We start from the raw sequence: 21,040 nt of genomic DNA, 5'->3' as shown, positions 1-21,040 counted from the left end.
TTGTTAGAAAGTGGCCTGAAGGTTGAAGTGCAGGCGCGATTCCTGTTTCGAGGTGTTCGGCCCTTCGAGTAGCGGGTAGCCCCAGTCGAGGCTGCCGGACAGCCATTTGCTCAGGCTGGCGCGGGTGCCGAGGCCGACGCTGGCCAGGGCGTAATTGGCGTCCTGGTCCGGCAGCTCGTCGCGCAGGTAGAGTTGCGCGCCTTCGGCGAAGGCGTAGAAGCGCCAGTCCTGCATCCAGCCGCCGACGTACTTGGCCAGCGACGGTGTGCGCAGTTCTTCGCTGAGCAGGAAGCCGTCATCGGCGGTGCGTTCGGCCGCCAGATAACCGCGCACCGAAGTCGCGCCGCCGGCGGAAAATTGTTCGTTGGAAACCAGTGGCCCGGACGCCAGCTGAAACGCGGCTTTGCTTGCGCTCTGCCAATCGCTGTCGAAGGTCCAGGTGAAGTTGGTATCGCCCTTGAGCACGGCGAAACTCGGGTTGGCGCGGTAGCGTTTGTAGTCGAAGTCTTCGTCGGAGCTGCCGTAGCCGAAGATGCTGCGGGTGGCCGCAACCAGGCTCAGGCCGAGGCCGAGCTGGCTCTTTTCGCTGTAGCGATAGCCGTTGTAGGCGAAGGTGAACGGCGCGTATTTGAGCGGCACCTTGTCGCTCTCGCCGGACAAGGTCAGGCGTTCGTCGAAGTCCTTGAAGTCGATGCCGGCCGACAGCGAGTTCGACCAGTTGCCACTGGACGGGATCGTGTAGATCGCCGAAACGCCGTAGGAATGGCCCTTGCCGAGCACGTTGCTGCCGCCGATGGTGGCGACGTTGCTGTCGGACTGGTAACCGGAGAACTGCACGCTCCAGCGCTCGGTCAGCGGCGCGGTGTAGGAGCCGGACCAGACCTTGGCGTTGTCGGTCTCCTGCGGTGCGGTAAAGAACGTCAGGTTGACGCTGTGCCCCAACTGCCAAAGGTTGTTGTAGCCGAGGCTGGTGACGGTGCGCAGTTTTTCGGTGTCGGCACTGTAGTCGTTGTTCAGCCCGACGCTGGCGGTCCACGGGTTCTGGTCTTCGACCTGCAAGTCCACGTCCATGGTGCCGGGGCGCTGACCTTCGCGCACCAGCGGCATCACCTGCCGGCCCGGGGTCTTGTTGAGTTGCGCCAGTTCGCCCTGGACCTTGGCGAAGTCCGGCACCTCGCCTTCCTTCAGCGCCGGGACGTTGTCGCGAATATCCAGCGGCGAATAGTGTTTGGCGCCGACCACCCGCACCCGGCCAACTTTGGTTTCGCTGACTTGCAGGTAGACGATACCGTCGGCTACGGCTTGCTCCGGCAGCTCGACGAACACCGATTGGTAGCCGCGTTCCTGATAGGCCTTCTGCAAGGCATCCCGCGCGCCTTCGATGTCGCTCAAGGCTTTTTGCGGGCCGAGGAACGGATACACCGCTTCTTCGATCGCCCGCGCGTCGAGCACGGTGTTGCCGCGCACGAAGTATTCGTTGACGTCCACCAGACGCTGCGCCGCTGCGTTCCCGGCCTCATCGGCGAACGCCGGCTGCGCGCCGGCCGTCACCAGCAGCCAGCCCCACAGCGCCAGCCGTGACGTGAAAATCTGATCCACACTACCCCCTGAAATTCGCGATGACCTGTTGGCGCTCATGCGCCTTGCGTGTGCGTCAGTTACTGGCGTTCTTGATTGCTGAAGTGCAGGCCCCGGTGTGCTTGCCCAGCCAGGTGTGCAGCAGTGCGAAGTTCAAGGAGAACTCGGGCATTTGCAGCAGCGCGCCGCAGAACACTTCACCGATGATTTTCTGGATGAGCTGCACCGCACGCGGCTCGTTGAGCAGCGTGGCGATGTCGCGACTGAGGACGTTGAAGCTCCAGACTTTCTGGTTCAGACCCAGGCCGACGAACCAGCGGAACAGCAGGTTGTAATTGAGCTGTTCGTAGAGCTGCTGCTCGCTGGGCACCGAATACAGCAATTGCAGCAGCAGGATGTGCATGACCGTCTGCGGGGCGATCAGCATGCCGGGTTGGGCATTGAGGTCGTGCAGGAGGTCGCGGTGGGCGTCGAGCAAATCGTCGATCTGCGGGCGCAGCAGCACCAGCGAATGCCCCGGCGGAATGTAGCTGGAGACCTCTTTCAAGGCGCCTTGCCAGTCATCCTGCGACACGATCCAGACCCACGGCGCGCCGTAGCGATACACCGAAACCGGCTTCTTGCGCGCGGCTTCGACGATCTTCGACAGGCGTTGATCGAGTTCCTGCATGCCCACTTTCGAGTAGCGTTCCATAGTCCCCATTGCCTCACTCCCGGCGTCCCGCCTCGGCTTGTGAAAAGCGCCCAAAGGGCCCCTCAAGCGCGTTACATAGGCATGACCGGACTGGCGATGTGCTACCGAACTTTTGTCATAAAAGCTTCATTACAGAAATTGATCGGGGAATTGCAGACAGCACAAAACCCTGTGGGAGCGGGCTTGCTCGCGAAAGCGGTGTGTCTGTCACTTATAGAGTGACTGACGGGACGCCTTCGCGAGCAAGCCCGCTCCCACAGGGTTATTGGATGTTTTCAGAAAAACATTCCGTCAGGTGTAGACCGGCCAGGTATCGACGATCTTGCCGCCACGCACCGCCAGCAAATCGCCGAATTGCAGGAGGACAGCCTCGGTCTGGGTCGGGCGCAGGAACACTTGATCCTCCACCGTCAGCCCTACGGCATTCGAGCCATTGACCATCTCCTGATTCGAGCTACGGCCGTAAACCCCATTGCTCTGCAATCCGGGCGGTGATTCGAACTCGGCCATCCAGTTGCCGCCGTAGATGAAAAAGGTCTGCCGCTGGTTGGTGTCCCACCACGAAAACAGCCTCGACTTATCATCCAGCGCCGGAATGTTCACCGCCCCCGTGCTTTTCAACACCGGTGTGGCGATGTACGCGGCGGGTTCGTGTTCAACCAGCGACGGCAAGTCATAGTGAGTCGGCTTGAGCATCGCCGTCCCCACCGACACTTCACTGCTCAATTTTTCATTTTCATGCATGCGATAACTCGGGCTGCCGGCGGTGTTCAGGCACAAGCCGTCATGCCACAGCGCCGGGTATTGCTGCCGGGTGAAGTCGACGCAGCGCTGGTAAATCACCATCACCTTGGCGAACAGTTCCTCGGGCGAACCGAGGATCCCCGGCACGCCCATGCCCACGAACGGGTCGTAGCCCATGAACCCGGCGAACTCCAGGTGCTGCGGGTTGGCGGCGATCAGCGCGAGCATCTGCCCGAGCACGTTCAGATCGCTGACGCCGCCACGGTGCAGGCCGACGTCCAGCTCGATGTTGATCCGCATCCGCGTGCCCAGCCCTTGGGCCAGCGCGAGGTATTGCTGCAAGCGTTCGGGGTTGTCGATCAGCCATTGCAGTTGCTTCGTCGGGTCGAACGGGCCGTTGTGGGTTTGATAGAACAGCTCTGCCGAGCGCACCGGTAAGGGCTTGCCGAGCAGAATGTCAGACTGCGGGAACGTCACCGCATCGTGGTTGAGAAACGGCTGATGAAACGACATCAGCCGCTGCGTCCCAGCCCTTTGGCCGATGTAGCTGAGCAGTCCCGGTGACGGCAGCGATTTCTCCACCAGCCGCAACTGCTTGCCCGCGCGTTTGACTGAACGCATAACCACGTCGATGTTGTGGTCCAGGCGATCCAGATCGATCAGCAACACCGGGCGCATCGGGCCTTTGGTCTTGAGCTCGTTGTTCAGCGCCCGGAAGTACTCGCTGTAAGGCCCGCCGCGATCCCCCGGCCGCAGCCATGCGCCAACACCCACCAGCAAAGCGCCAACGCCCAAAGTCCCGAGCACGAAATTACGTCGATTGACCGCCATCAGCTCACCCCCAGAATCGACGACAGATGCCCGTTGAGAAACTTGCCGCTCGGGTCCAGCGCCTGGCGTACCTGAATGAATTCCTGCCAGCGTGGATAGAGCGTTTGCAACGTGCGGGCATTCAGCGTGTGCAACTTGCCCCAGTGCGGGCGGCCGTTGTACTTCCAGAAGATCGGCTCGACGGCGGCGAAGAAGTTGTGGTGGTCCATCTGGTAATGCTGGTGGACCGAGATCGAGCAACTGTCGCGGCCCTCGAACATGCTCAGCGGGATGTCGTCAGCCTTGACGTAGCGGTACTCGATGGGAAACCAGGTGCGCAGGTCCTTGTCGCGGATCAGCTTGAGAATCTCGCGCAGGCAGGCCGGGCCTTGTTCGGCGGGCACCGAATATTCCATTTCGTTGAAGCGCACGGTGCGCACGTTGGCGTAGATGTCGAACGAGTCGCCGACCCGGTCATCGAAACTCGCCAGATGTCGCAGGCTGTTGAGCAGCGAACTGCGCAGGTTCGGGAAATCGCTGCCGTACTTGTCGATCTTCTCGATCAGGGTCACGAACTCGTTGCCGCCCTCCTCTTCAGGCGGAATCGGCGGCGTGGGCGGGTCGGTGGTTTCGTTGAGGGCGATCGACAAGGCGTAGTCGGAATGGGTGACGACGAGCATTTCCCAGTGCTGGTTTTCGCGGGTGCTCTTGTCCAGGTCTTCGAGCAGTTCTTCGGTTTTGGCGATCCACTGGGTTTCCCGCAGGCGATAGGCCGGGCGGTTTTGCAGGCGGATTTTGGTGGCCACGCCGAGTGCGCCGAGTGACACCCGGGCGGCGTTGAATACGTCGGGATGACGCTGGCTGTCGCAGTCCAGCACTTCCCCGCTGGCGGTCACCAGTTGCATCCCGCAGACGTGTGCGGAATAGGACTGAAAGGTTTTGCCGGTGCCGTGGGTCGAGGTGGAAATGGCCCCGGCGAGGGTCTGGTAGTCGATGTCGGCCATGTTCTGCAGCGCCTGGCCGATGTCTTTGAGCGGCGTGCCCATGCGCGACATCGGCGTACCGGCGGCGAATTCGGCTTGCAGGGTTTTCGGGTCGTGGTCGAGCAGACCGTTGAAGTAGCTCAGCGACAGCAACGTGCCGTCGGTGGGCACCAGCGCGCTGAAGGAATGCGCCGAGCCGACCGGGCGAATCTTGCCGGGGGCCTGCTGAATGATCGTCGTCAGTTCGTCCAGATTCTTCGGCGCTACTCGCGCCGCCGGCAGGCAACTCTGCCCGCCCGACCAGTTGCGCCAGGGAATCAGCCGCGGTGCACGCATCAACTGGCCCAGGGCCGGATTGGAAGCCAGCGCGCTGAACGCGCCGACGATGCTTGCCCGGTGCAACAACTGCCGGCGTGTCAGATCTATCGGCATGCCAGGATCCTTACTGTGGGAGCGGCTGGTCGGCCATGAAGCCGATCAACTGAAGGAATTGTTCTTCCGAGCACTCGACGCACTGGCCCATCGGCGGCATGCCGTTGTAGCCGTTGATGGCGTGGTCGAGCAGCGTGTCGGCGCCCTGCTGGATGCGCGGCTCCCAGGCCTTGCGGTCACCGGTCAGCGGCGCATTCGCGGCGGGGTTGGCGTGGCAGAGCTGGCAGCTGTTGGCGTAGATCTGCGCCAGCGCCGGGTCTTTGGGAATGGAGTTGTTGGTGCTGGCCGGGGGTTTGGGGTCTTCGCCGCAGCCAGGCAGCGTCATGGCCAACGCCAGTAATAATGTGAGTCGGATTGCCCGCATAACGGCCTCGCTTATTGTTGTGGTCACACCTTAAGGCAGGCGGGTCGGCGGGTTGAGGGCATTGCGGGACATTGAGGGGGGCAAACGGGGCCAGCCCATTATCTGAAGACGATCGTTCCCACGCTCCGCGTGGGAATGCAGCCCTGGACGCTCTGCGTCCGCTTGGAACGCGGAGCGTCCCTTGAGGCATTCCCACACAGAGCGTGGGAACGATCATGTGTGGATGCCCGCTCTGCTGTGCGGTTTCGCGTGACATTCGCGTGACATTTGCGGGTTTAAATTTCCGCGCATTCAGGCGTATAACCTGTTGAGACTTTTTGATCTGCATGCGGACATCAACACGGGGTAGCGACATGACCACAGCAAACATCCTTGGCAACCTGTTCCCTTCTGTCAGCGACATCCCGGAAAAATACCGCCTCGACGGTCAGGTCGAGCAACGCGAATACTTGGTCGATGGCGAATTGCGCCGCTGGGACGGCCCGCTCGCGACAGTGCGCAGTCCGGTCTATCTGCACAGCGACAACGGCGACGAACAAGTGATCCTCGGCAGCACGCCGCTGCTGGACGCCGACACCGCCCTCACCGCCCTCGACGCCGCCGTCCGCGCCTACGACCGGGGCCAGGGCCTGTGGCCGACCATGCGCGTGGCCGAACGCATCCAGCACGTCGAGGCCTTCCTCGGGCGCATGCGCCAGCAGCGCGACGCCGTGGTGAAGCTACTGATGTGGGAAATCGGCAAGAACCTCAAGGACTCGGAAAAAGAGTTCGACCGCACCTGCGACTACATCGTCGACACCATCAATGCGCTGAAAGAGCTCGACCGCCGCTCCAGCCGTTTCGAGCTGGAACAGGACACCCTCGGCCAGATCCGCCGCGTCCCGCTCGGCGTGGCGCTGTGCATGGGCCCTTACAACTATCCGCTGAACGAGACGTTCACCACGCTGATTCCGGCGCTGATCATGGGCAACACCGTGGTGTTCAAGCCAGCCAAGCTCGGCGTGCTGCTGATCCGTCCGTTGCTTGAAGCTTTCCGCGACAGCTTCCCCACTGGCGTGATCAACGTCATCTACGGCAGCGGCCGCGAGACCGTCAGTGCGCTGATGGCCAGCGGCAAGATCGACATCTTCGCCTTCATCGGCACCAACAAGGCCGCCAGCGACCTGAAGAAGCTGCACCCGAAACCACACCGCTTGCGCGCCGCGCTGGGGCTGGATGCGAAGAACCCCGGCATCGTCCTGCCGGAAGTCGATCTGGATAACGCGGTCAGCGAAGCGGTCACCGGCTCCCTGTCGTTCAACGGCCAGCGCTGCACTGCGTTGAAGATTCTGTTCGTGCATGAAGATGTGGTGGACAGCTTCATCGAGAAATTCAACGCCAAACTGGCCAGCCTCAAACCGGGCATGCCGTGGGACAGCGGGGTTTCGCTGACGCCGCTGCCGGAGTCGGGCAAGGTCGATTATCTGCATGGGCTGGTGGCTGACGCGCAGAGCAAAGGCGCCCAGGTGGTCAACCCGAATGGTGGCGAAGCGCGGAGCTCGTTCTTCTACCCGGCGGTGCTGTACCCGGTGACGCCGCAGATGCGCGTTTATCAGGAAGAGCAGTTCGGGCCGGTGGTGCCGATCGTGCCGTACCGTCACCTCGATACCGTGATCGACTACGTGCTGGAATCGGACTTCGGCCAGCAACTGAGCATCTTCGGCACCAACCCGGTGGCCGTCGGCCGCTTGGTCGACACCTTCGCCAACCAGGTCGGGCGGATCAACCTCAACGCCCAGTGCCAGCGCGGCCCGGACACCTACCCGTTCAACGGTCGCAAGAACTCCGCCGAAGGCACGCTGTCGGTACACGATGCACTGCGGGTGTTTTCGATCCGCACCCTGGTGGCGACCAAGTTCCAGGAACCCAACAAGGATCTGATCAGCGAAATCATTCGCGGCCGCGATTCGAACTTCATCGCCACCGACTACATCTTCTGAGGAGGAATCAGCGCTGAGCACTTTCAGCCCCCACCGCTGGCCGCCGCTGTTGCGGCGGATCCTGCGGCCGTTGCTCGACCCGTATCGACGTTACCGCCATGCACGCACGATTCACGCGGTGCGGGTGGCGCTGGGGTTGCTGGCGACGATCCTGCTGACCACCGGCATCAATCTGCCCCACGGCGAATGGGCGTCGGTGACCATGCTGGTGGTGATCGGCGGTTTGCAGCACCACGGCAACATCGGTAAAAAAGCCGCCGAACGTGCAACCGGCACCTTGATCGGTGCCGGCGTCGGTTTGTTGATAGTGGCGCAGCAGGCGTGGCTGGGAATGCCGTGGCTGACCTATTTTGCGATGGCGGTGGTGTGCGGATTCTTCTCGTATCACGCCATCGGCAAGGGCGGCTACACCGCCCTGCTCTCGGCCATCACCGTGTTCATCGTCGCCGGGCATGGCGACAACCCGATCACCGACGGGCTGTGGCGCGGGGTCGATATCCTGATCGGTATCGCCCTGGCCCTGGCCTTTTCCTTCGCCCTGCCGCTGTACGCGGTGTACTCGTGGCGATACAACCTGGCCGACGCGCTGCGCGATTGCGCCACTGTGTACGGGCGGATCATCGGCGGCCAACCGGTGACCGCCGACGAACACTTGAAGTTGATGAACCGGCTGAACGCGGCGATGGTGCAACTGCGTTCGCTGATGCCGTCGGTGTCCAAGGAAGTCAAAGTCTCGATGACCGAACTGGACGCCATCCAGCGCAACCTGCGCATGTGCATCAGCACCCTGGAAATCCTCGGCAATATCCGCCCGGACGCCAACGACCCCGACGCCATGGCGCACCTGCAAGCGGCGCTCAAGGCTGAGCACCGGCATATTCGCGTGCAATTGATCGGCATGGCCCGGGCGTTGAAAACCGGGGCGTCCGGTCGATTGGGGCGTCCGGTGGAATTGCCGGACGCCAGCCTCGACACGCCGGTCTACAGCCCGTTGGATGGCTACCGTCTGCTGACCCGGCAACTGGCGGCCAACGTCGGCGAGATGCGCCAGCGCCTTGCGAAGACTGCGCCGCGCTGGAACATCTGAGGTTTACTGCGCGGCCAGGCGCCGCGCCTTGAAGCCCCAACCCTGTTGCATACCCGCAGCGGCCAGCAGAATCGCCGCCACGCCGATCCATTGCAGGGTTTGCAGTTGGTGGCCGAAGGCAAACCAGTCGACGAAAATCGCCGCAATCGGGTAGATGAACGAGAGAGCGCCGGTCAATGCGGTCGGCAATTTCTGGATCGCGCCGTAGAGCAGCACGTACATCAGACCGGTGTGGACGATGCCCAGCGTCACCAGACTGGCCCAGGCACTCGGTGCCTCGGGCATCGCTGAAAAATGGGCGAACGGCGCGAGCAGCAACACCCCGGTGCAGACCTGGATCAGCGCAATCAGATGCGGCGGCGTGCCGGTCAGGCGCTTGATGATCAACGCGGCGATGGCGTAAAGAAACGCCGCCCCCAGCGCCAGCGCGATCCCCGTCAGGTAATCATTGCCGCCCTCGCCCTGCCCGCCGTGGGCACTGACGATGGCCAGCATCCCCATGAAAGAAATCGCCAGCCAGAACAGCTTCTGCAGGGTGATCTTCTCGCCGAGAAACAGCGCCGCCAAACCCACCAGCATGAACGGCTGCACGTTGTACACCGCCGTGCCGATGGCGATCGAGGCCCGTGAGTAGGAGGCGAACAGCAGCACCCAGTTGCCGACGATTGCCACCCCGCTGAGCACCGCCAGCAGAAACGTGGTGCGGGTCAGGATACCCGGCCGCAGGAAACCGAACGCAGCGCAGATCAGCAGCAAGGTGCCGGCGCCGAACACGCAGCGCCAGAACACCACGTCCAGCACCGGTTGCCCGGACACCAGCACAAACCAGCCGATGGTCCCGGATATCAACATGGCGGCGGTCATTTCGAATGAGCCGCGACGGATTGTTTTGTCCATCATCAATCTCCTTAATGTGTGGCAAAAGTATGCCAAGCGCGACCGGGGCTTCTCCAGCGCAAAAAGCAGGCTAAACTCGATTTCTGCCTTTTTTATCAAGGGTGGTTTGCGTCATTCGCCTAATGCGGGAGTTTTTGTATGACCGACGATATCGACCAGATCCTGATCGGGGCCTTGATGGAGGATTCGCGGCGCTCGCTCAAGGCGCTGGCGCAGATCAGCGGGTTGTCCTCGCCGAGCGTGGCCGAGCGTTTGCGCCGGCTGGAAGAACGCGGTGTGCTCAAGGGCTACACCGTGGAGATCGATCCCAAATGCTTCGGTTATCAGTTGCAGGCGATTGTCCGGGTGCGGCCATTGCCGGGGCAGTTGCAGGAAGTCGAGCGGCAGATTATGTCGATTCCGGAGTTCACCGAGTGCGACAAGGTCACCGGCGAGGACTGCTTTATCGCCCGCCTGCATGTGCGTTCGATGGAACAGCTGGATACCCTGCTTGATCGGCTGAATACGCTGGCGGAAACCAATACTGCGATCGTCAAGAAGACCCCGGTGAAACGTCGATTGCCGCCGATGGCCTGAGCGGCGTAGATTGAGTTTTTTCCGGCGAAGGATTGGCGGTATGAAAATTCAGGCAATGATGCTGACGGCGTTGATGCTGGCTGGGTGCGGGACGGTGCAGACCGTTGCGTTCAGTGACAAGCACTCCACCGACCAGTTGAAAGCGAACAAATCCTACTGCGGCGCCGTACCACGCATCTACAGCGGCGTGACGTACGACTTCTGCTTGCTGCACGCCGAAAAGCCGGATGACGTCGATGCGTTTAACTACAAGAACGCGACGCCGGGTTTGCTGGTCGATGCGGCCGTGTCGGGAGTGCTCGATACGTTGCTGTTGCCTTACACGATCTACAAGCAACAGGCCGATGGCAGCATCGTGATCAATTGATCGCCTGCTCGCTTTTTCGCAGGCAACAAAAAACCCGCTTTCGCGGGTTTTCTGTTTATTGCAGTGCAGCGATCAGTCGTCGCGGCTCATGATGCCGAAGATCTGCAACAGGCTGACGAACAGGTTGTAGATCGATACATACAGGCTGATGGTCGCCATGATGTAGTTGCGCTCGCCGCCGTGGATGATGGCGCTGGTCTGGAACAGGATGCAGACCGACGAGAACAGCACGAAACCTGCGCTGATCGCCAGTTGCAGGCCGCTGATCTGGAAGAACATGCTCGCCAGCGTCGCGCCCAGCAGGACGAAGAAACCGGCGGTGATGAAACCACCGAGGAAGCTCATGTCCTTGCGGGTGATCAGCACATAAGCCGACAGACCACCGAACACCAGTGCGGTCATCGCGAACGCGGAGCTGACCACTTCAGCGCCGCCCTGCATGCCCAGGTAACGGTTGAGGATCGGGCCGAGCAGGAAACCCATGAAACCGGTCAGGGCAAACGCCGACACCAGGCCCCAGGCGGAATCACGAAGCTTGTTGGTGAGGAAGAACAGCCCGTAGAAACCGATCAGCACCACGAAAATATTCGGGTAGCCGACCCGCATCTGCTGGGCCACGAACGCCATCACACCGCTGAATGCGAGGGTGAGCGCCAGTAGACCGTAAGTGTTGCGCAGGACGCGGCTAACCTCTAGCTGCTCAGCCTGCACGCTGTTGTGAACTGCGTAATCCTGTTCGCGCATGGCGACACTCCTGTTGGTTTGAAACGTTCAGTCGCAAAGATCATAACAGACGCTCTGTAACAAGCCATGCACAGAGTTTGACAGTGTGTTTCATTCAGGTATTATGGCGCCCGCAACGCAACGGAGGTGTGGCCGAGTGGTTTAAGGCAACGGTCTTGAAAACCGTCGACTGTAACAGGTCCATGAGTTCGAATCCCATCGCCTCCGCCATCTTATGTACGACAAAGCCCTGATTATTCAGGGCTTTGTCGTTTCTGGCTTCCAGGAATTTTACTCCTCTCCCTCAGGATGGTTTGCGCATCTTTTCGGTCACTTCCGCACCCCCTGCTCTTCCGACAAGGCGGCGCCCCCCCCAAAAAAAATTAGTTGTCTCCACCTCGCAACTGAGGGAGGCAGCTGTCTTCAACATGCAGTTTTCAGTCAAAAGCCGACAGTCCCAAAATCAAGCGTTCTGACGTCCGAAACCTGACGATTGTGTTCGGAATGTAGAAAAGTCTTTCCCTGATTCACTCCTGTTTCCACAAAACCCTCAAGCCTAAAGTTCGTCCTGCCAGCAAGATCAAACTTACTTCAGGAAATCTCATCATGAAAACTGCAATGATCATCGTCGCACTCTTGGGCTTCAGCTCTGTGGTAGCGGCACAGGACGGTACTGCCAAGAATCAACAGGTCGAGCAATATGGCTACGGCACCCACCTTGATGTCGCCAAGGTCATCTCTGAAGACCCGGTGCCGGATATTTGTGCAGTCGTACCGACACACATGACCTACCAGGATTCGCAAGGCAAACAACACGTACTGGCCTATAACGTCATGGGCCGCTGCAGCCAGGGCTAAGTAACCTGTTCGCCGATCATTGCGCCTCGGGAAGTTGCTTCATCGAGGCGCAAATACCTTTCTGCCCCGCAGTGTTTCAACCGATAAGTGCTTTGGCCGTGGCTGCCAGCTGACTGCCAACCTGATCTTTCAACGTTTCGATGAAACGCGTGATTTTTGCATCGACGAACTGTCGCGAGGTATAGACGGCATACACGTTACGCTCGTAGGTATGGTAGTCAGGCAAAACCCGCACCAGCTTGCCGGAGCGCAGGTCGTCGATGGCCGTGAACCCGGCCAGCAAGCCAATCCCGGCACCCTCTCGAATGGCAAGCGCCATCGCATCCATATCGTTGACGCTGAAACTCGGCCCTGTCGGGATAAATGTCGCGTCCCCCGCCTTGCTTTTGAGCTGCCACTCATCCCGCGCATAGTCCACCGTACCCAGCAGCAAACACTGGTGATCACGCAGATCTTCAGGCGTCTCAAGAGGCGCATGCCGGGCAAGGTAGTCTGGCGACGCCACCAGAACACAGTGGCTGACACCGATCTTTTGGCTGACGTACGCGGAATCGGGCAGCGCTCGGGCGATCAGAATCGAGACATCCAGTTGGTCTTCCAGCAGGTTTGGCATTCGTTGCGAAAGCAGTAAATCCACGGACACCTCCGGGAATTGCTGGCGGTACTCCAGCACGGCCCGCGTGACCAGATGCCGAGCCAGCCCGGGAACGCAATGCACCCGCAGTGTTCCCCGAGGCTCCAGCGCCGCATTGCTGGCTTCGGCTTCGGCACTTTCCAGATCAGCCAGAATTTTCGTGCAGCGCTCATAGAACCGTCGCCCCGCATCGGTGACCGACAGGCGCCGCGTCGAGCGCTGCAACAGTCGTGCGTCGAGCACGTTTTCAAGCGCAGATACAGCACGCGATACGTTACCGACCGTGGAGTCCAGATGATTGGCCACGGCCGTGAAACTGCCCATCTCGACAACCTTTATGTACACCGACATGTTCGAAAGCTTATCCATCACGACCTTCCTGTAGATCTGGCGCTCACCCGTGATACCGCTTTTTTCAGGATGCTACACGGTCGGCCCGCAGCCCGATATTACCTCTGCGGACAACAATGATTCCCTTTGGCCCGACTAAATCAACGGGCCCTCCTTCCATAGACTTGTTTGCACAAGCTTCCTGATCTGGCTTTGCAGCACAGCCAATCAGGCACCGAGCTTCATACGAATCTCACAACCAACTGAAGGCCACATCATGAAGACTTCCTACGATCCGCTTTATCTTTTCATCGGTGGTGAATGGCTCAACGCCGAAGGGCGCGAGACTGTCGCCGTCGTTAACCCGGCAACCGGCCGGGAAATCGGACGCGTCCCACTCTCCACCGCAGACGATCTTGATCACGCCCTGGCAGTGACTCGACTGAGCTTCGAGCAATGGCGCCAGACCGTGCCCGACAAACGCGCAAAAATTCTCAAGCGTGCCGCCGACCTGATCCTCGAACGTGCACCGCAGATTGCTGCGCAGATGACCCTGGAGGAAGGCAAACCGCTGGGTGAAAGCCTGGATGAAGTGACCCGCGCGGCGGAGTATTTCGAATGGTTCGCCGAAAGTGCCCGGCGAATCGATGGCCGTGTGGTCCCGGCCAATCGACCAGGCATGCTGCAACTGGTCAAACGCCAGGCCATCGGCCCGGTGGCCGCATTCACGCCCTGGAATTTCCCGGCCATCACCCCGGCACGCAAACTCGCGGCAGCGCTGGCTGCGGGTTGCAGCGTCATTCTCAAGCCAGGTGAAGAAAGCCCCTCCACAGCGCTGGCCCTTGCGCGTGCACTCGATGATGCTGGATTGCCCAAAGGTGTACTGCAAGTGGTCTTTGGCGTACCGGATCAAGTGTCCAGCCATCTAATCGCCTCGCCGATCATTCGCAAAGTGACCTTCACCGGTTCAGTGCCGATCGGGCGCCTGCTCTCTGCACGAGCGGCTGAAGGCGTGAAGCCCATCACCCTCGAACTGGGTGGGCACGGACCGGTTCTGGTATTCGAAGATGCCGACATTGAAAAAGCCGCCATCGAAGGTGTCGCCAATCGGTTTCGCGGGACCGGGCAAGTGTGCATTTCATCCACTCGGTTTCTGATCCAGCGTGGTGCCTATCAAGCCTTCGTTGATCACTTTGTCGCTGCGACCCAGGCCCTGCGGATCGGCGACGGCTTGCATCCTGACACCCAGGTCGGACCGTTGGCCAACCCGAGGCAATTGGCAAAGATGGAAGAACTGGTGGCCGATGCCGTCGAAAAAGGTGCGCGGGTATTGGTCGGTGGTGAAGCCTTGTCAGGCGAAGGCTACTTCTTCCAACCCACGGTTCTGGCAGATGTGCCGATGAACGCCCGCGTCATGCACGAAGAACCCTTTGGCCCCATTGCCGTGCTGATGGCGTTCGATGAACTGGCCGATGGGCTGAAAGAAGCCAACCGCCTGCCGTACGGACTCTCGGCCTACGCGTTTACCTCCAGCGCGCGCACGGCCATTGACGTCGCCGACGGGTTAGAGGCTGGGATGATCGGGATCAACCAATATCGCATCGTCGCGACTGAGCTCCCGTTCGGCGGCATGAAAGAAAGCGGTCACGGCTCCGAAGGCGGCATTGAAGGCATAGAGCACTATCTCACCCACAAATTCATCAGCCAGGTTTAAGGAACTCGCCCATGTCCAAGCTCAATTTCAGCAGTCCTCGCGAAGCCGCGCGCGCGTTCACGCCAAAGCTGGCGCAATTCGTCGACTCGACGCTTTATCCGCAAATCTGGAGCGATCCCGCGCTGTCCCCGCGCGACCGTAGCCTGATCACCGTGGCGGCATTGATTGCCGGTGGTCACGCGGAGGAGTTGCCTGCTCACTTACGCAGGGCGGCTGGCAACGGTGTGACCCAAGACGAACTGGCGGCAGCGATCACGCACCTGGCTTTCTATGTGGGCTTCCCTGGCGCCATCACTGCTTCTGCTATTGCCAACGCCACGTTCAGCGAAACGGAGAACAACTGAATGAAAGCCATCAACATCAGACAATTCGGTGCGCCAGACGTCCTTGAACTCGTCGAAGTCGCCAATCCTGAAGTGCGGCCTGACGACCTGCTGGTACGTGTCTATGCCGCCGGGGTGAACCGTGCGGATCTGACGCATCGAACCGGTGGGTACGGCCATCCGAATTTCGGCGACTCGCTGATCATCGGCCTGGAAATCGCCGGCGAAGTGATCGGGAAAGGTAGCGCGGTGACGGGGTTCGAAGCAGGTGATCGAATCATGGGCGTGGTCGGAGGCGGTGCCTACGCCGAACTGGCACGCATCGATTACCGCATGGCCATGCACATCCCGGCGCAGCTTGACTATGTACACGCGGCGGCTATTCCAGAGGTCTTCGTCACGGCCCATGAAGCGATGATGCATCTGGCTCGGCTCAAGGCCGGCGATTCAGTGTTGATTCATGCGGCCGCCGGCGGCGTCGGGTCTGCCGCGGTGCAGCTGGCTTATGCCACGGGTGCCACGGTGTATGCGACGGCCGAAGGCAGCAAGTTGGCGCGTGTCGAGCATTTGGGCGCTGACGTGGCGATCGACTACAAGACGCAGGATTTCGCTGACGTAATCGCCGCCAAAACCCAGGGTCGCGGCGTCGATGTCATCATCGACTTTATCGGGGCGCCCTATTTCGCACGCAACATCGCATCCCTTGCAAAGGGCGGTCGCCTGGTTCAGGTGGGCATCCTCGGCGCAGGCGGCAACGTGACCGTAGCGCTGGAGGACATTCTTTACCGCCATTTGCAAATCATCGGTACGGTGATGAAGTCGCGTACGCAGCCGGAGAAGCACGACATGATCAAGCGCTTCCGCGAGCACTGGCTTGATCGCTTTGAAGGGGCCGGAAGCCTTGAGCCTGTCGTCGATAGCACGTTTGCGTTATCACGGGCTGCCGATGCTCACCGCCGAATGGAGTCTTCCGAGAACGTCGGGAAAATCATTCTGACGATGCAGCCTGAAGACTTGCTTTGAGTCTGGCCAAAACGGGGTGAAGACGCCTCCTGGAAAAATCGGCAAGACTATTTTGCTAACATCGCGCGCTCCAGCCCAATTGCACGAAGTAAACCGCAGGTATTTACATGTTCGACAGAAGCGATTTCGATCAACTATCGAGTGACCAGCAGATTTGTAGTGCTGCACGAAGTGAATATCGCGGTCTCTACTACGTCACCTATCCAAACGACGCCTTTCGATATTCTGAGTCGCAGGAGACCATCAGAATAACTCGCGCACCCAAACGGCATGGTGAAGACGGACTGAAATTCTGGCTCCAGGCGGAGTACCTGGATTGGCGACCTGAAAGTGACAGCCGTTTCCCGCAACACGTATCCGACGCCAAGTTTGAGAAAATCCCGGAAGCTGTTTTCAATCAGATGATTGTGGATCGGACGATTGATTTGATTGCTCCGCTCAAGCAACCGCTGCATGAGCCGACAGGTTTTGTCGGAGCGTTGTTGATGTACTCAATGAAGACGGATTTCATCGTTTCACTGTTCGCGGAGTATGAAGACGAGTACATCCATTTCCACTGGTACACGATTTCATAAGCTCTGGCACCAAGGGCTCACGCGGACGTTTCCGGGGTTTGGAAATGACGAGCCAATAGCGTCAGGCTGTTCACGTGCGCGGACAAAGAGGCCCGCCAGAACGGGCCTCGATTTCCTGCATTTATCGCTACATCGGTTTGACTATTGCAGCCCGCGCCCTGGCGTCGGGACCGATCTTGAACCAGATCGAGTACATCGCGGGCAGGAACACCAGCGTCATGACGGTGCCGACGAGCGTACCGCCAATCAGGGTATAGGCCAGCGTCCCCCAGAACACCGAGTGTGTCAGGGGAATGAACGCCAGGATCGCCGCCAGGGCTGTCAACAGTACCGGTCGCGCACGTTGCACCGTGGCTTCGACGACAGCATGAAACGGATCCAGCCCTTCTTGCGCGTTGTGATGGATCTGACCGATCAGAATCAGCGTATTGCGCATCAGGATCCCCGACAGTGCAATCAACCCGACCAACGCATTGATGCCAAACGGCTGATTGAAAATGAGCAGTGTCGGCACCACGCCAATCAAGCCCAACGGCGAGGTCAGGAACACCATGATCATCGCCGAGATCGAACGGACCTGCACAATGATGATGACCAGGGTCATGGCGATCATGATCGGCAACAACGGCAGGATTGCCTTGCCGGCCTTGCCGGACTCTTCAATCGCGCCCGCCTGCTCGATCCGGTAACCGGAAGGCAGTTTCTCGATGATCGGCTGCAGTTGCTTCAGCAGCGCACTGGAAACGTCCGGTGGCTGCAAGTCTTCGGCAATGTCGCCGCGCACGGTGATGGTCGGGGTGCGATCACGCCGGCGCAGGATCGGATCCTCCATGCGCACATCGACCTCGCCTATCTGCGACAACGGGACACGCTGCCCCGCCGCACCGACCAAGGTGAAGCCTTCGATTTGCTGCGGATCGAGCCGGATATCGCCCGCTGCCCGCCCCATGACCTGCACAGAACGAATGTCCTCACGCACCGCCGTGATCGGTACTCCGCTGAGCAGGAACTGCAACTGCTGTGCAACCGCAGTCGATGTCAGCCCCACTGCCTGCAGACGGTCCTGATCCAAATTGAAATGCAACGATGGAGTCAGCGGGCTCCAATCAGTGTTCACGGTTCTCATCATCGGACTGTCTTGCATCACGCCCCGCACCTGCTCGGCGATCACGCGCAACTTTGCCGGATCAGGCCCCATCACCCGGTAAGCCACCGGAAATGGCGAATAAGGACCAAACACAATCTGCGATGCCCTGAGGCGCGCCTCAGGGGCAAGCCCTTGAGCGACCGCGTCACGAAAACGCAGTTTGAGGGTTTCCCGTGCCTCCTGACTGTCGGTCAGCACAACGATCTTGGCGAACGACGGATCGGGCAGCTCCGGCGCCATCGCCAGAAAGAAACGCGGCGCCCCCTGACCGATATAGGCCGTGACGATTTTCGCCTCATCCTGCTGGTGCAGCCAAGCCTCGACCTTGGCCGCCGTGGCGCTGGTCTGCTCGATGGAAGTGCCGTAGGGCATTTGCACTTCGATCATGACTTCAGGACGGTCAGAGGTCGGGAAGAACTGTTTCTTCACCAGGCCCATACCCGCAGCGGCCACAAAGAACAGCACAATGACCATGCCCGCGACCAGCCATTTGCGGGCAATGACCCGGGTCAGAACCCGGCGGAAGCGGTTGTATCGCGGCGTGTTGTAGATCGCCGCATGTCCACCCTCCACCGCCTTGATATCCGGCAACAGTTTCACGCCCAGATAAGGGGTGAACGCCACTGCCACGACCCACGAAGCGATGAGAGCTATGCCAACGATCCAGAACATGTTGCTGGTGTATTCGCCGGCCGTGGACTGAGCAAAACCGTTGGGCAAAAAACCGATCGCCGTCACCAGGGTTCCGGACAGCATCGGCGCCGCCGTGTGGCTCCAGGCATAGGCAGAGGCCTTGATGCGATCGTAGCCCTCCTCCATTTTCACCACCATCATTTCAATGGCAATGATCGCATCGTCGACCAGCAAACCAAGCGCAAGGATCAATGACCCGAGGGTAATACGGTCGAAATTCTTGCCGGTGGCCGCCATCACCACAAACACGATCGCCAGGGTCAACGGCACCGCAGCGGCGACCACCACGCCAACGCGCCAGCCCATGCTCAGAAAGCAGACGAGCATGACCACCAGCAGCGCGACAAAGAACTTGACCATGAACTCGCCAACGGCGGAGTCGATATTCACTGCCTGGTCGGTGACTTTCGAGAGGGTCATACCCAAGGGCATTTCCTCGTTGATCCTGACGGTCTCGGCATCCAGCGCCTTGCCCAGATCAAGACCGTTCCAGCCCTCACGCATCACCACACCGAGCAACAGCGCCTCTTCGCCGTTATTGCGCACCAGGAAGGTAGCCGGGTCTTCATAACCGCGTGCGACAGTCGCCACATCAGACAGCTTGAGTGTCCGCCCTTGCACGACTACAGGGGTGTCGCGGATTTTTTGCAGCTTGTCGAACGCACCATCGAGGCGCAGAAAAACCTGTGGCCCGCTGGTGTCGATTGATCCGGCCGGGGTCAGTGCGTTCTGACTGTTCAGCGCGGCGAAGATGTCCTGCGGTGACAAGCCCAGGGTCGCCAACCGGTCATGCGAAAAGGAAACAAATATTCGTTCGGCTTGTTCGCCGATGATGTTGACCTTCTTCACCCCCGGCACATGCAACAGGCGCTGGCGCATGGACTCCGCATCGCGGACCAGCAGACGCTGCGGCTCGCCCTTGGCTTTCAGGGCGAACAGCGCAAAGGTCACGTCCGAATACTCGTCGTTGATCATCGGCCCGATGACGCCCGCCGGCAACTTGATCGCTTCATCGTCGAGTTTTTTACGCGCCTGATAGAACTCTTCCTGCACTTGCGAGGGCGGCGTGCTATCGAGCAACGAGACCATCGTGAAAGCGAGCCCTGGCCGCGTATAGGTTTCCGAGCGGTCGTACCATTTGAGTTCTTGCAGGCGCTTTTCCAGTGGCTCCGCGACCTGATCCTGCATCTCCTGTGCGGTCGCCCCCGGCCACGCCGTGATGACGGTCAACTGCTTGACCGTAAACGGAGGATCTTCGGCACGCCCCAGCTGGAAGAACGCCAGGGTGCCGGCAACGGCGATCAGGAAAATCAGAAAGACCGTGATCGAACGCTCGCGAACGGCGATGGCAGAGAGGTTGAATAGGCCCTCGCTCATGGACGACTCCCGGCAACGGTCGCCGCATCAGGCACGGGCATTCTTACTGCTTCACCTTCGCGCAACAGGTGAGCGCCCAGCGCCACAATCTGTTCGCCAACCCGGAGATCGCCAGCGACTCGGGCCGAATCGTCGCTCAACCCCAGCACCCGAACCGCTCGCCAGGTCACGGTTGGCGGTGTGCCGTCGATGACCCACACGCCAGGACCTTGACCCGCGTCGTAAAGCGCGGCAACAGGCACTTGCAACGATGCGGCAGGTGTCGAACCCTCGGCGATTCTGAGGGTGACTGTCGAACCTATCGGCGCATTGGCCAGCGCGCCTTCCAGTACGTAGCGCGCCTCGAACGTACGCGTCGTGCGATCTGCCGAATCGGAAAGCAACCTCAGTTTCGCGGTAACAGCACCCGAGGCGTCGCCATAGAGCGTGGCTTGCGCGGTGGATCCTGCTGCGGGGCGCAACGTCTCGGGCAAGTGCACGATGGCCTCGCGCTGCCCTGCCCGCGCCAGTCGAACCACCGGTTGTCCAGGGCTGACGACTTGTCCGGGTTCGGCGAGTGTTTCCACCACAACGCCGTCGGCATCGGCGACCAGCACCGCATAACCGGAAGCGTTGCGGGCTACGTCCGCTTGCGCTTCAGCAGCGCTGAGTTGCGCCTTGGCGGTATCTGCGGCGGCTTTGATCTGATCGTAGGCCGATGCGGAAATGGCGCCGGCGCTGACCAGAGTGCGATAGCGGGCTTCGTCATCGGCTGTCTGCCTGGCCCGGGCCCGGGCGGCGGTGACCGACTCCTGCTGCGCGCGTGCCTGCAACCCCAGGTCGATGGGGTCGAGCCGCATCAGCGGCTGACCGCGTTTGACGCTCTGCCCCGTGTCAACCAGACGCTCGAGCACCTTGCCCGAAACGCGAAACCCCAGATCGCCCTGAATGCGCGCCGTCACCACTCCCGTGAAGGTGCGAGAACCGTCAGCCGCAGCCTGAACGGCGGTGAACCTGACCAGAGGCGCCTGTGTGCGCGGGTCTGCAACGGATGAGGAATCACCGCACGCCGCCAGGGCGAGTGGCAACAGGCATGCGGCAATGGGGGAAATTCGAAGCCGGCGCATAGGTTCACTTACTGAAATAGGATGAT

At 60.4% G+C, this 21,040-nt stretch carries 19 protein-coding genes and 1 tRNA gene; 10 read left to right on the top strand and 10 right to left on the bottom strand.

Features of this window, described 5'->3' with window-relative positions:
- Nucleotides 1-3: 3 nt before the first annotated feature.
- The 5 genes from K5E37_RS11060 to K5E37_RS11040 all read right to left on the bottom strand — a co-directional run bounded on the left by K5E37_RS11060 (nt 4) and on the right by K5E37_RS11040 (nt 5,605).
- A complete protein-coding gene (locus K5E37_RS11060; protein WP_221533814.1) occupies nt 4-1,599 on the bottom strand; it encodes a ShlB/FhaC/HecB family hemolysin secretion/activation protein in 1,596 nt (531 codons plus the stop codon).
- A gap of 55 nt (nt 1,600-1,654) precedes the next feature.
- Entirely contained in the window at nt 1,655-2,281 is a 627-nt protein-coding gene (locus K5E37_RS11055; protein ID WP_074690888.1) for a transposase, read from the bottom strand.
- A gap of 282 nt (nt 2,282-2,563) precedes the next feature.
- Nucleotides 2,564-3,772 (bottom strand): DSD1 family PLP-dependent enzyme, encoded by a 1,209-nt coding sequence (locus K5E37_RS11050; RefSeq protein WP_221533849.1) that lies wholly within the window; start codon nt 3,770-3,772, stop codon nt 2,564-2,566.
- Nucleotides 3,773-3,846: 74 nt separating this feature from the next.
- A complete protein-coding gene (locus K5E37_RS11045; protein WP_221533848.1) occupies nt 3,847-5,175 on the bottom strand; it encodes a D-arabinono-1,4-lactone oxidase in 1,329 nt (442 codons plus the stop codon).
- Nucleotides 5,176-5,251: 76 nt separating this feature from the next.
- Nucleotides 5,252-5,605 (bottom strand): cytochrome c5 family protein, encoded by a 354-nt coding sequence (locus tag K5E37_RS11040; RefSeq protein ID WP_085604195.1) that lies wholly within the window; start codon nt 5,603-5,605, stop codon nt 5,252-5,254.
- A gap of 353 nt (nt 5,606-5,958) precedes the next feature.
- On the opposite strand from K5E37_RS11040, the gene K5E37_RS11035 reads away from it, so the two are divergent.
- Entirely contained in the window at nt 5,959-7,584 is a 1,626-nt protein-coding gene (locus tag K5E37_RS11035; RefSeq protein WP_221533813.1) for an NADP-dependent glyceraldehyde-3-phosphate dehydrogenase, read from the top strand.
- A gap of 49 nt (nt 7,585-7,633) precedes the next feature.
- Nucleotides 7,634-8,671, top strand: a complete 1,038-nt coding sequence (locus K5E37_RS11030; RefSeq protein WP_221533812.1) for an FUSC family protein — start codon at nt 7,634-7,636, stop codon at nt 8,669-8,671.
- Nucleotides 8,672-8,674: 3 nt separating this feature from the next.
- Here K5E37_RS11030 and K5E37_RS11025 read toward each other — a convergent pair whose 3' ends face one another.
- Nucleotides 8,675-9,568, bottom strand: a complete 894-nt coding sequence (locus K5E37_RS11025) for a DMT family transporter (protein ID WP_221533811.1) — start codon at nt 9,566-9,568, stop codon at nt 8,675-8,677.
- Between the two features lie 138 nt (nt 9,569-9,706).
- On the opposite strand from K5E37_RS11025, the gene K5E37_RS11020 reads away from it, so the two are divergent.
- Nucleotides 9,707-10,144, top strand: a complete 438-nt coding sequence (locus tag K5E37_RS11020) for an Lrp/AsnC family transcriptional regulator (RefSeq protein ID WP_007955121.1) — start codon at nt 9,707-9,709, stop codon at nt 10,142-10,144.
- A gap of 40 nt (nt 10,145-10,184) precedes the next feature.
- Entirely contained in the window at nt 10,185-10,511 is a 327-nt protein-coding gene (locus K5E37_RS11015) for a YceK/YidQ family lipoprotein (protein WP_085604207.1), read from the top strand.
- Between the two features lie 72 nt (nt 10,512-10,583).
- On the opposite strand, the gene K5E37_RS11010 is transcribed toward K5E37_RS11015, so the two are convergent.
- Complete coding sequence (locus K5E37_RS11010; protein WP_007955123.1) at nt 10,584-11,255, bottom strand: Bax inhibitor-1/YccA family protein; 672 nt, start codon at nt 11,253-11,255, stop codon at nt 10,584-10,586.
- A 122-nt stretch (nt 11,256-11,377) separates the two neighbouring features.
- Here K5E37_RS11010 and K5E37_RS11005 point away from each other — a divergent pair.
- Together K5E37_RS11005 and K5E37_RS11000 are read left to right on the top strand one after the other, a co-directional pair.
- Nucleotides 11,378-11,465, top strand: a tRNA-Ser gene (locus K5E37_RS11005).
- A 375-nt stretch (nt 11,466-11,840) separates the two neighbouring features.
- Complete coding sequence (locus K5E37_RS11000) at nt 11,841-12,092, top strand: DUF2790 domain-containing protein (protein ID WP_007955124.1); 252 nt, start codon at nt 11,841-11,843, stop codon at nt 12,090-12,092.
- A gap of 76 nt (nt 12,093-12,168) precedes the next feature.
- On the opposite strand, the gene K5E37_RS10995 is transcribed toward K5E37_RS11000, so the two are convergent.
- Nucleotides 12,169-13,095, bottom strand: coding sequence for a LysR family transcriptional regulator (locus K5E37_RS10995; protein ID WP_007955127.1), 927 nt, complete (start codon nt 13,093-13,095; stop codon nt 12,169-12,171).
- Nucleotides 13,096-13,333: 238 nt separating this feature from the next.
- On the opposite strand from K5E37_RS10995, the gene K5E37_RS10990 reads away from it, so the two are divergent.
- The 4 genes from K5E37_RS10990 to K5E37_RS10975 all read left to right on the top strand — a co-directional run bounded on the left by K5E37_RS10990 (nt 13,334) and on the right by K5E37_RS10975 (nt 16,691).
- On the top strand, nt 13,334-14,770 hold the full coding sequence (locus K5E37_RS10990) for an NAD-dependent succinate-semialdehyde dehydrogenase (protein ID WP_221533810.1): 1,437 nt from the start codon (nt 13,334-13,336) through the stop codon (nt 14,768-14,770).
- Nucleotides 14,771-14,781: 11 nt separating this feature from the next.
- Nucleotides 14,782-15,114 carry a carboxymuconolactone decarboxylase family protein gene (locus K5E37_RS10985; RefSeq protein ID WP_163854186.1) on the top strand — a complete coding sequence of 111 codons (333 nt, stop codon included), beginning with the start codon at nt 14,782-14,784 and terminating at the stop codon, nt 15,112-15,114.
- Nucleotides 15,115-16,116 (top strand): NAD(P)H-quinone oxidoreductase, encoded by a 1,002-nt coding sequence (locus tag K5E37_RS10980; protein ID WP_007955134.1) that lies wholly within the window; start codon nt 15,115-15,117, stop codon nt 16,114-16,116.
- A 107-nt stretch (nt 16,117-16,223) separates the two neighbouring features.
- Nucleotides 16,224-16,691, top strand: a complete 468-nt coding sequence (locus tag K5E37_RS10975) for a hypothetical protein (RefSeq protein ID WP_007955136.1) — start codon at nt 16,224-16,226, stop codon at nt 16,689-16,691.
- A 127-nt stretch (nt 16,692-16,818) separates the two neighbouring features.
- Here K5E37_RS10975 and K5E37_RS10970 read toward each other — a convergent pair whose 3' ends face one another.
- Nucleotides 16,819-19,908, bottom strand: coding sequence for an efflux RND transporter permease subunit (locus K5E37_RS10970; protein WP_221533809.1), 3,090 nt, complete (start codon nt 19,906-19,908; stop codon nt 16,819-16,821).
- On the bottom strand, nt 19,905-21,014 hold the full coding sequence (locus K5E37_RS10965; RefSeq protein ID WP_085604223.1) for an efflux RND transporter periplasmic adaptor subunit: 1,110 nt from the start codon (nt 21,012-21,014) through the stop codon (nt 19,905-19,907). The genes K5E37_RS10970 and K5E37_RS10965 overlap by 4 nt, the downstream gene beginning before the upstream one ends.
- Nucleotides 21,015-21,040: the final 26 nt, after the last annotated feature.

Origin of the sequence: Pseudomonas sp. RIT778, assembly GCF_019718735.1 — a bacterium.
Lineage (GTDB): Bacteria > Pseudomonadota > Gammaproteobacteria > Pseudomonadales > Pseudomonadaceae > Aquipseudomonas > Aquipseudomonas aphyarum.
This window is presented reverse-complemented; position numbering and strand designations above follow the sequence as displayed.

Excerpts from the sequence above, each read along its gene's own strand:
- K5E37_RS11055 (WP_074690888.1), bottom strand. The coding sequence starts at position 2,281 with ATGGGGACTATGGAACGCTACTCGAAAGTGGGCATGCAGGAACTCGAT.
- K5E37_RS11040 (WP_085604195.1), bottom strand. The coding sequence starts at position 5,605 with ATGCGGGCAATCCGACTCACATTATTACTGGCGTTGGCCATGACGCTG.
- K5E37_RS11035 (WP_221533813.1), top strand. The coding sequence starts at position 5,959 with ATGACCACAGCAAACATCCTTGGCAACCTGTTCCCTTCTGTCAGCGAC.
- K5E37_RS11025 (WP_221533811.1), bottom strand. The coding sequence starts at position 9,568 with ATGGACAAAACAATCCGTCGCGGCTCATTCGAAATGACCGCCGCCATG.
- K5E37_RS11020 (WP_007955121.1), top strand. The coding sequence starts at position 9,707 with ATGACCGACGATATCGACCAGATCCTGATCGGGGCCTTGATGGAGGAT.
- K5E37_RS11015 (WP_085604207.1), top strand. The coding sequence starts at position 10,185 with ATGAAAATTCAGGCAATGATGCTGACGGCGTTGATGCTGGCTGGGTGC.
- K5E37_RS11010 (WP_007955123.1), bottom strand. The coding sequence starts at position 11,255 with ATGCGCGAACAGGATTACGCAGTTCACAACAGCGTGCAGGCTGAGCAG.
- K5E37_RS11000 (WP_007955124.1), top strand. The coding sequence starts at position 11,841 with ATGAAAACTGCAATGATCATCGTCGCACTCTTGGGCTTCAGCTCTGTG.
- K5E37_RS10995 (WP_007955127.1), bottom strand. The coding sequence starts at position 13,095 with ATGGATAAGCTTTCGAACATGTCGGTGTACATAAAGGTTGTCGAGATG.
- K5E37_RS10990 (WP_221533810.1), top strand. The coding sequence starts at position 13,334 with ATGAAGACTTCCTACGATCCGCTTTATCTTTTCATCGGTGGTGAATGG.
- K5E37_RS10985 (WP_163854186.1), top strand. The coding sequence starts at position 14,782 with ATGTCCAAGCTCAATTTCAGCAGTCCTCGCGAAGCCGCGCGCGCGTTC.
- K5E37_RS10980 (WP_007955134.1), top strand. The coding sequence starts at position 15,115 with ATGAAAGCCATCAACATCAGACAATTCGGTGCGCCAGACGTCCTTGAA.
- K5E37_RS10975 (WP_007955136.1), top strand. The coding sequence starts at position 16,224 with ATGTTCGACAGAAGCGATTTCGATCAACTATCGAGTGACCAGCAGATT.
- K5E37_RS10970 (WP_221533809.1), bottom strand. The coding sequence starts at position 19,908 with ATGAGCGAGGGCCTATTCAACCTCTCTGCCATCGCCGTTCGCGAGCGT.
- K5E37_RS10965 (WP_085604223.1), bottom strand. The coding sequence starts at position 21,014 with ATGCGCCGGCTTCGAATTTCCCCCATTGCCGCATGCCTGTTGCCACTC.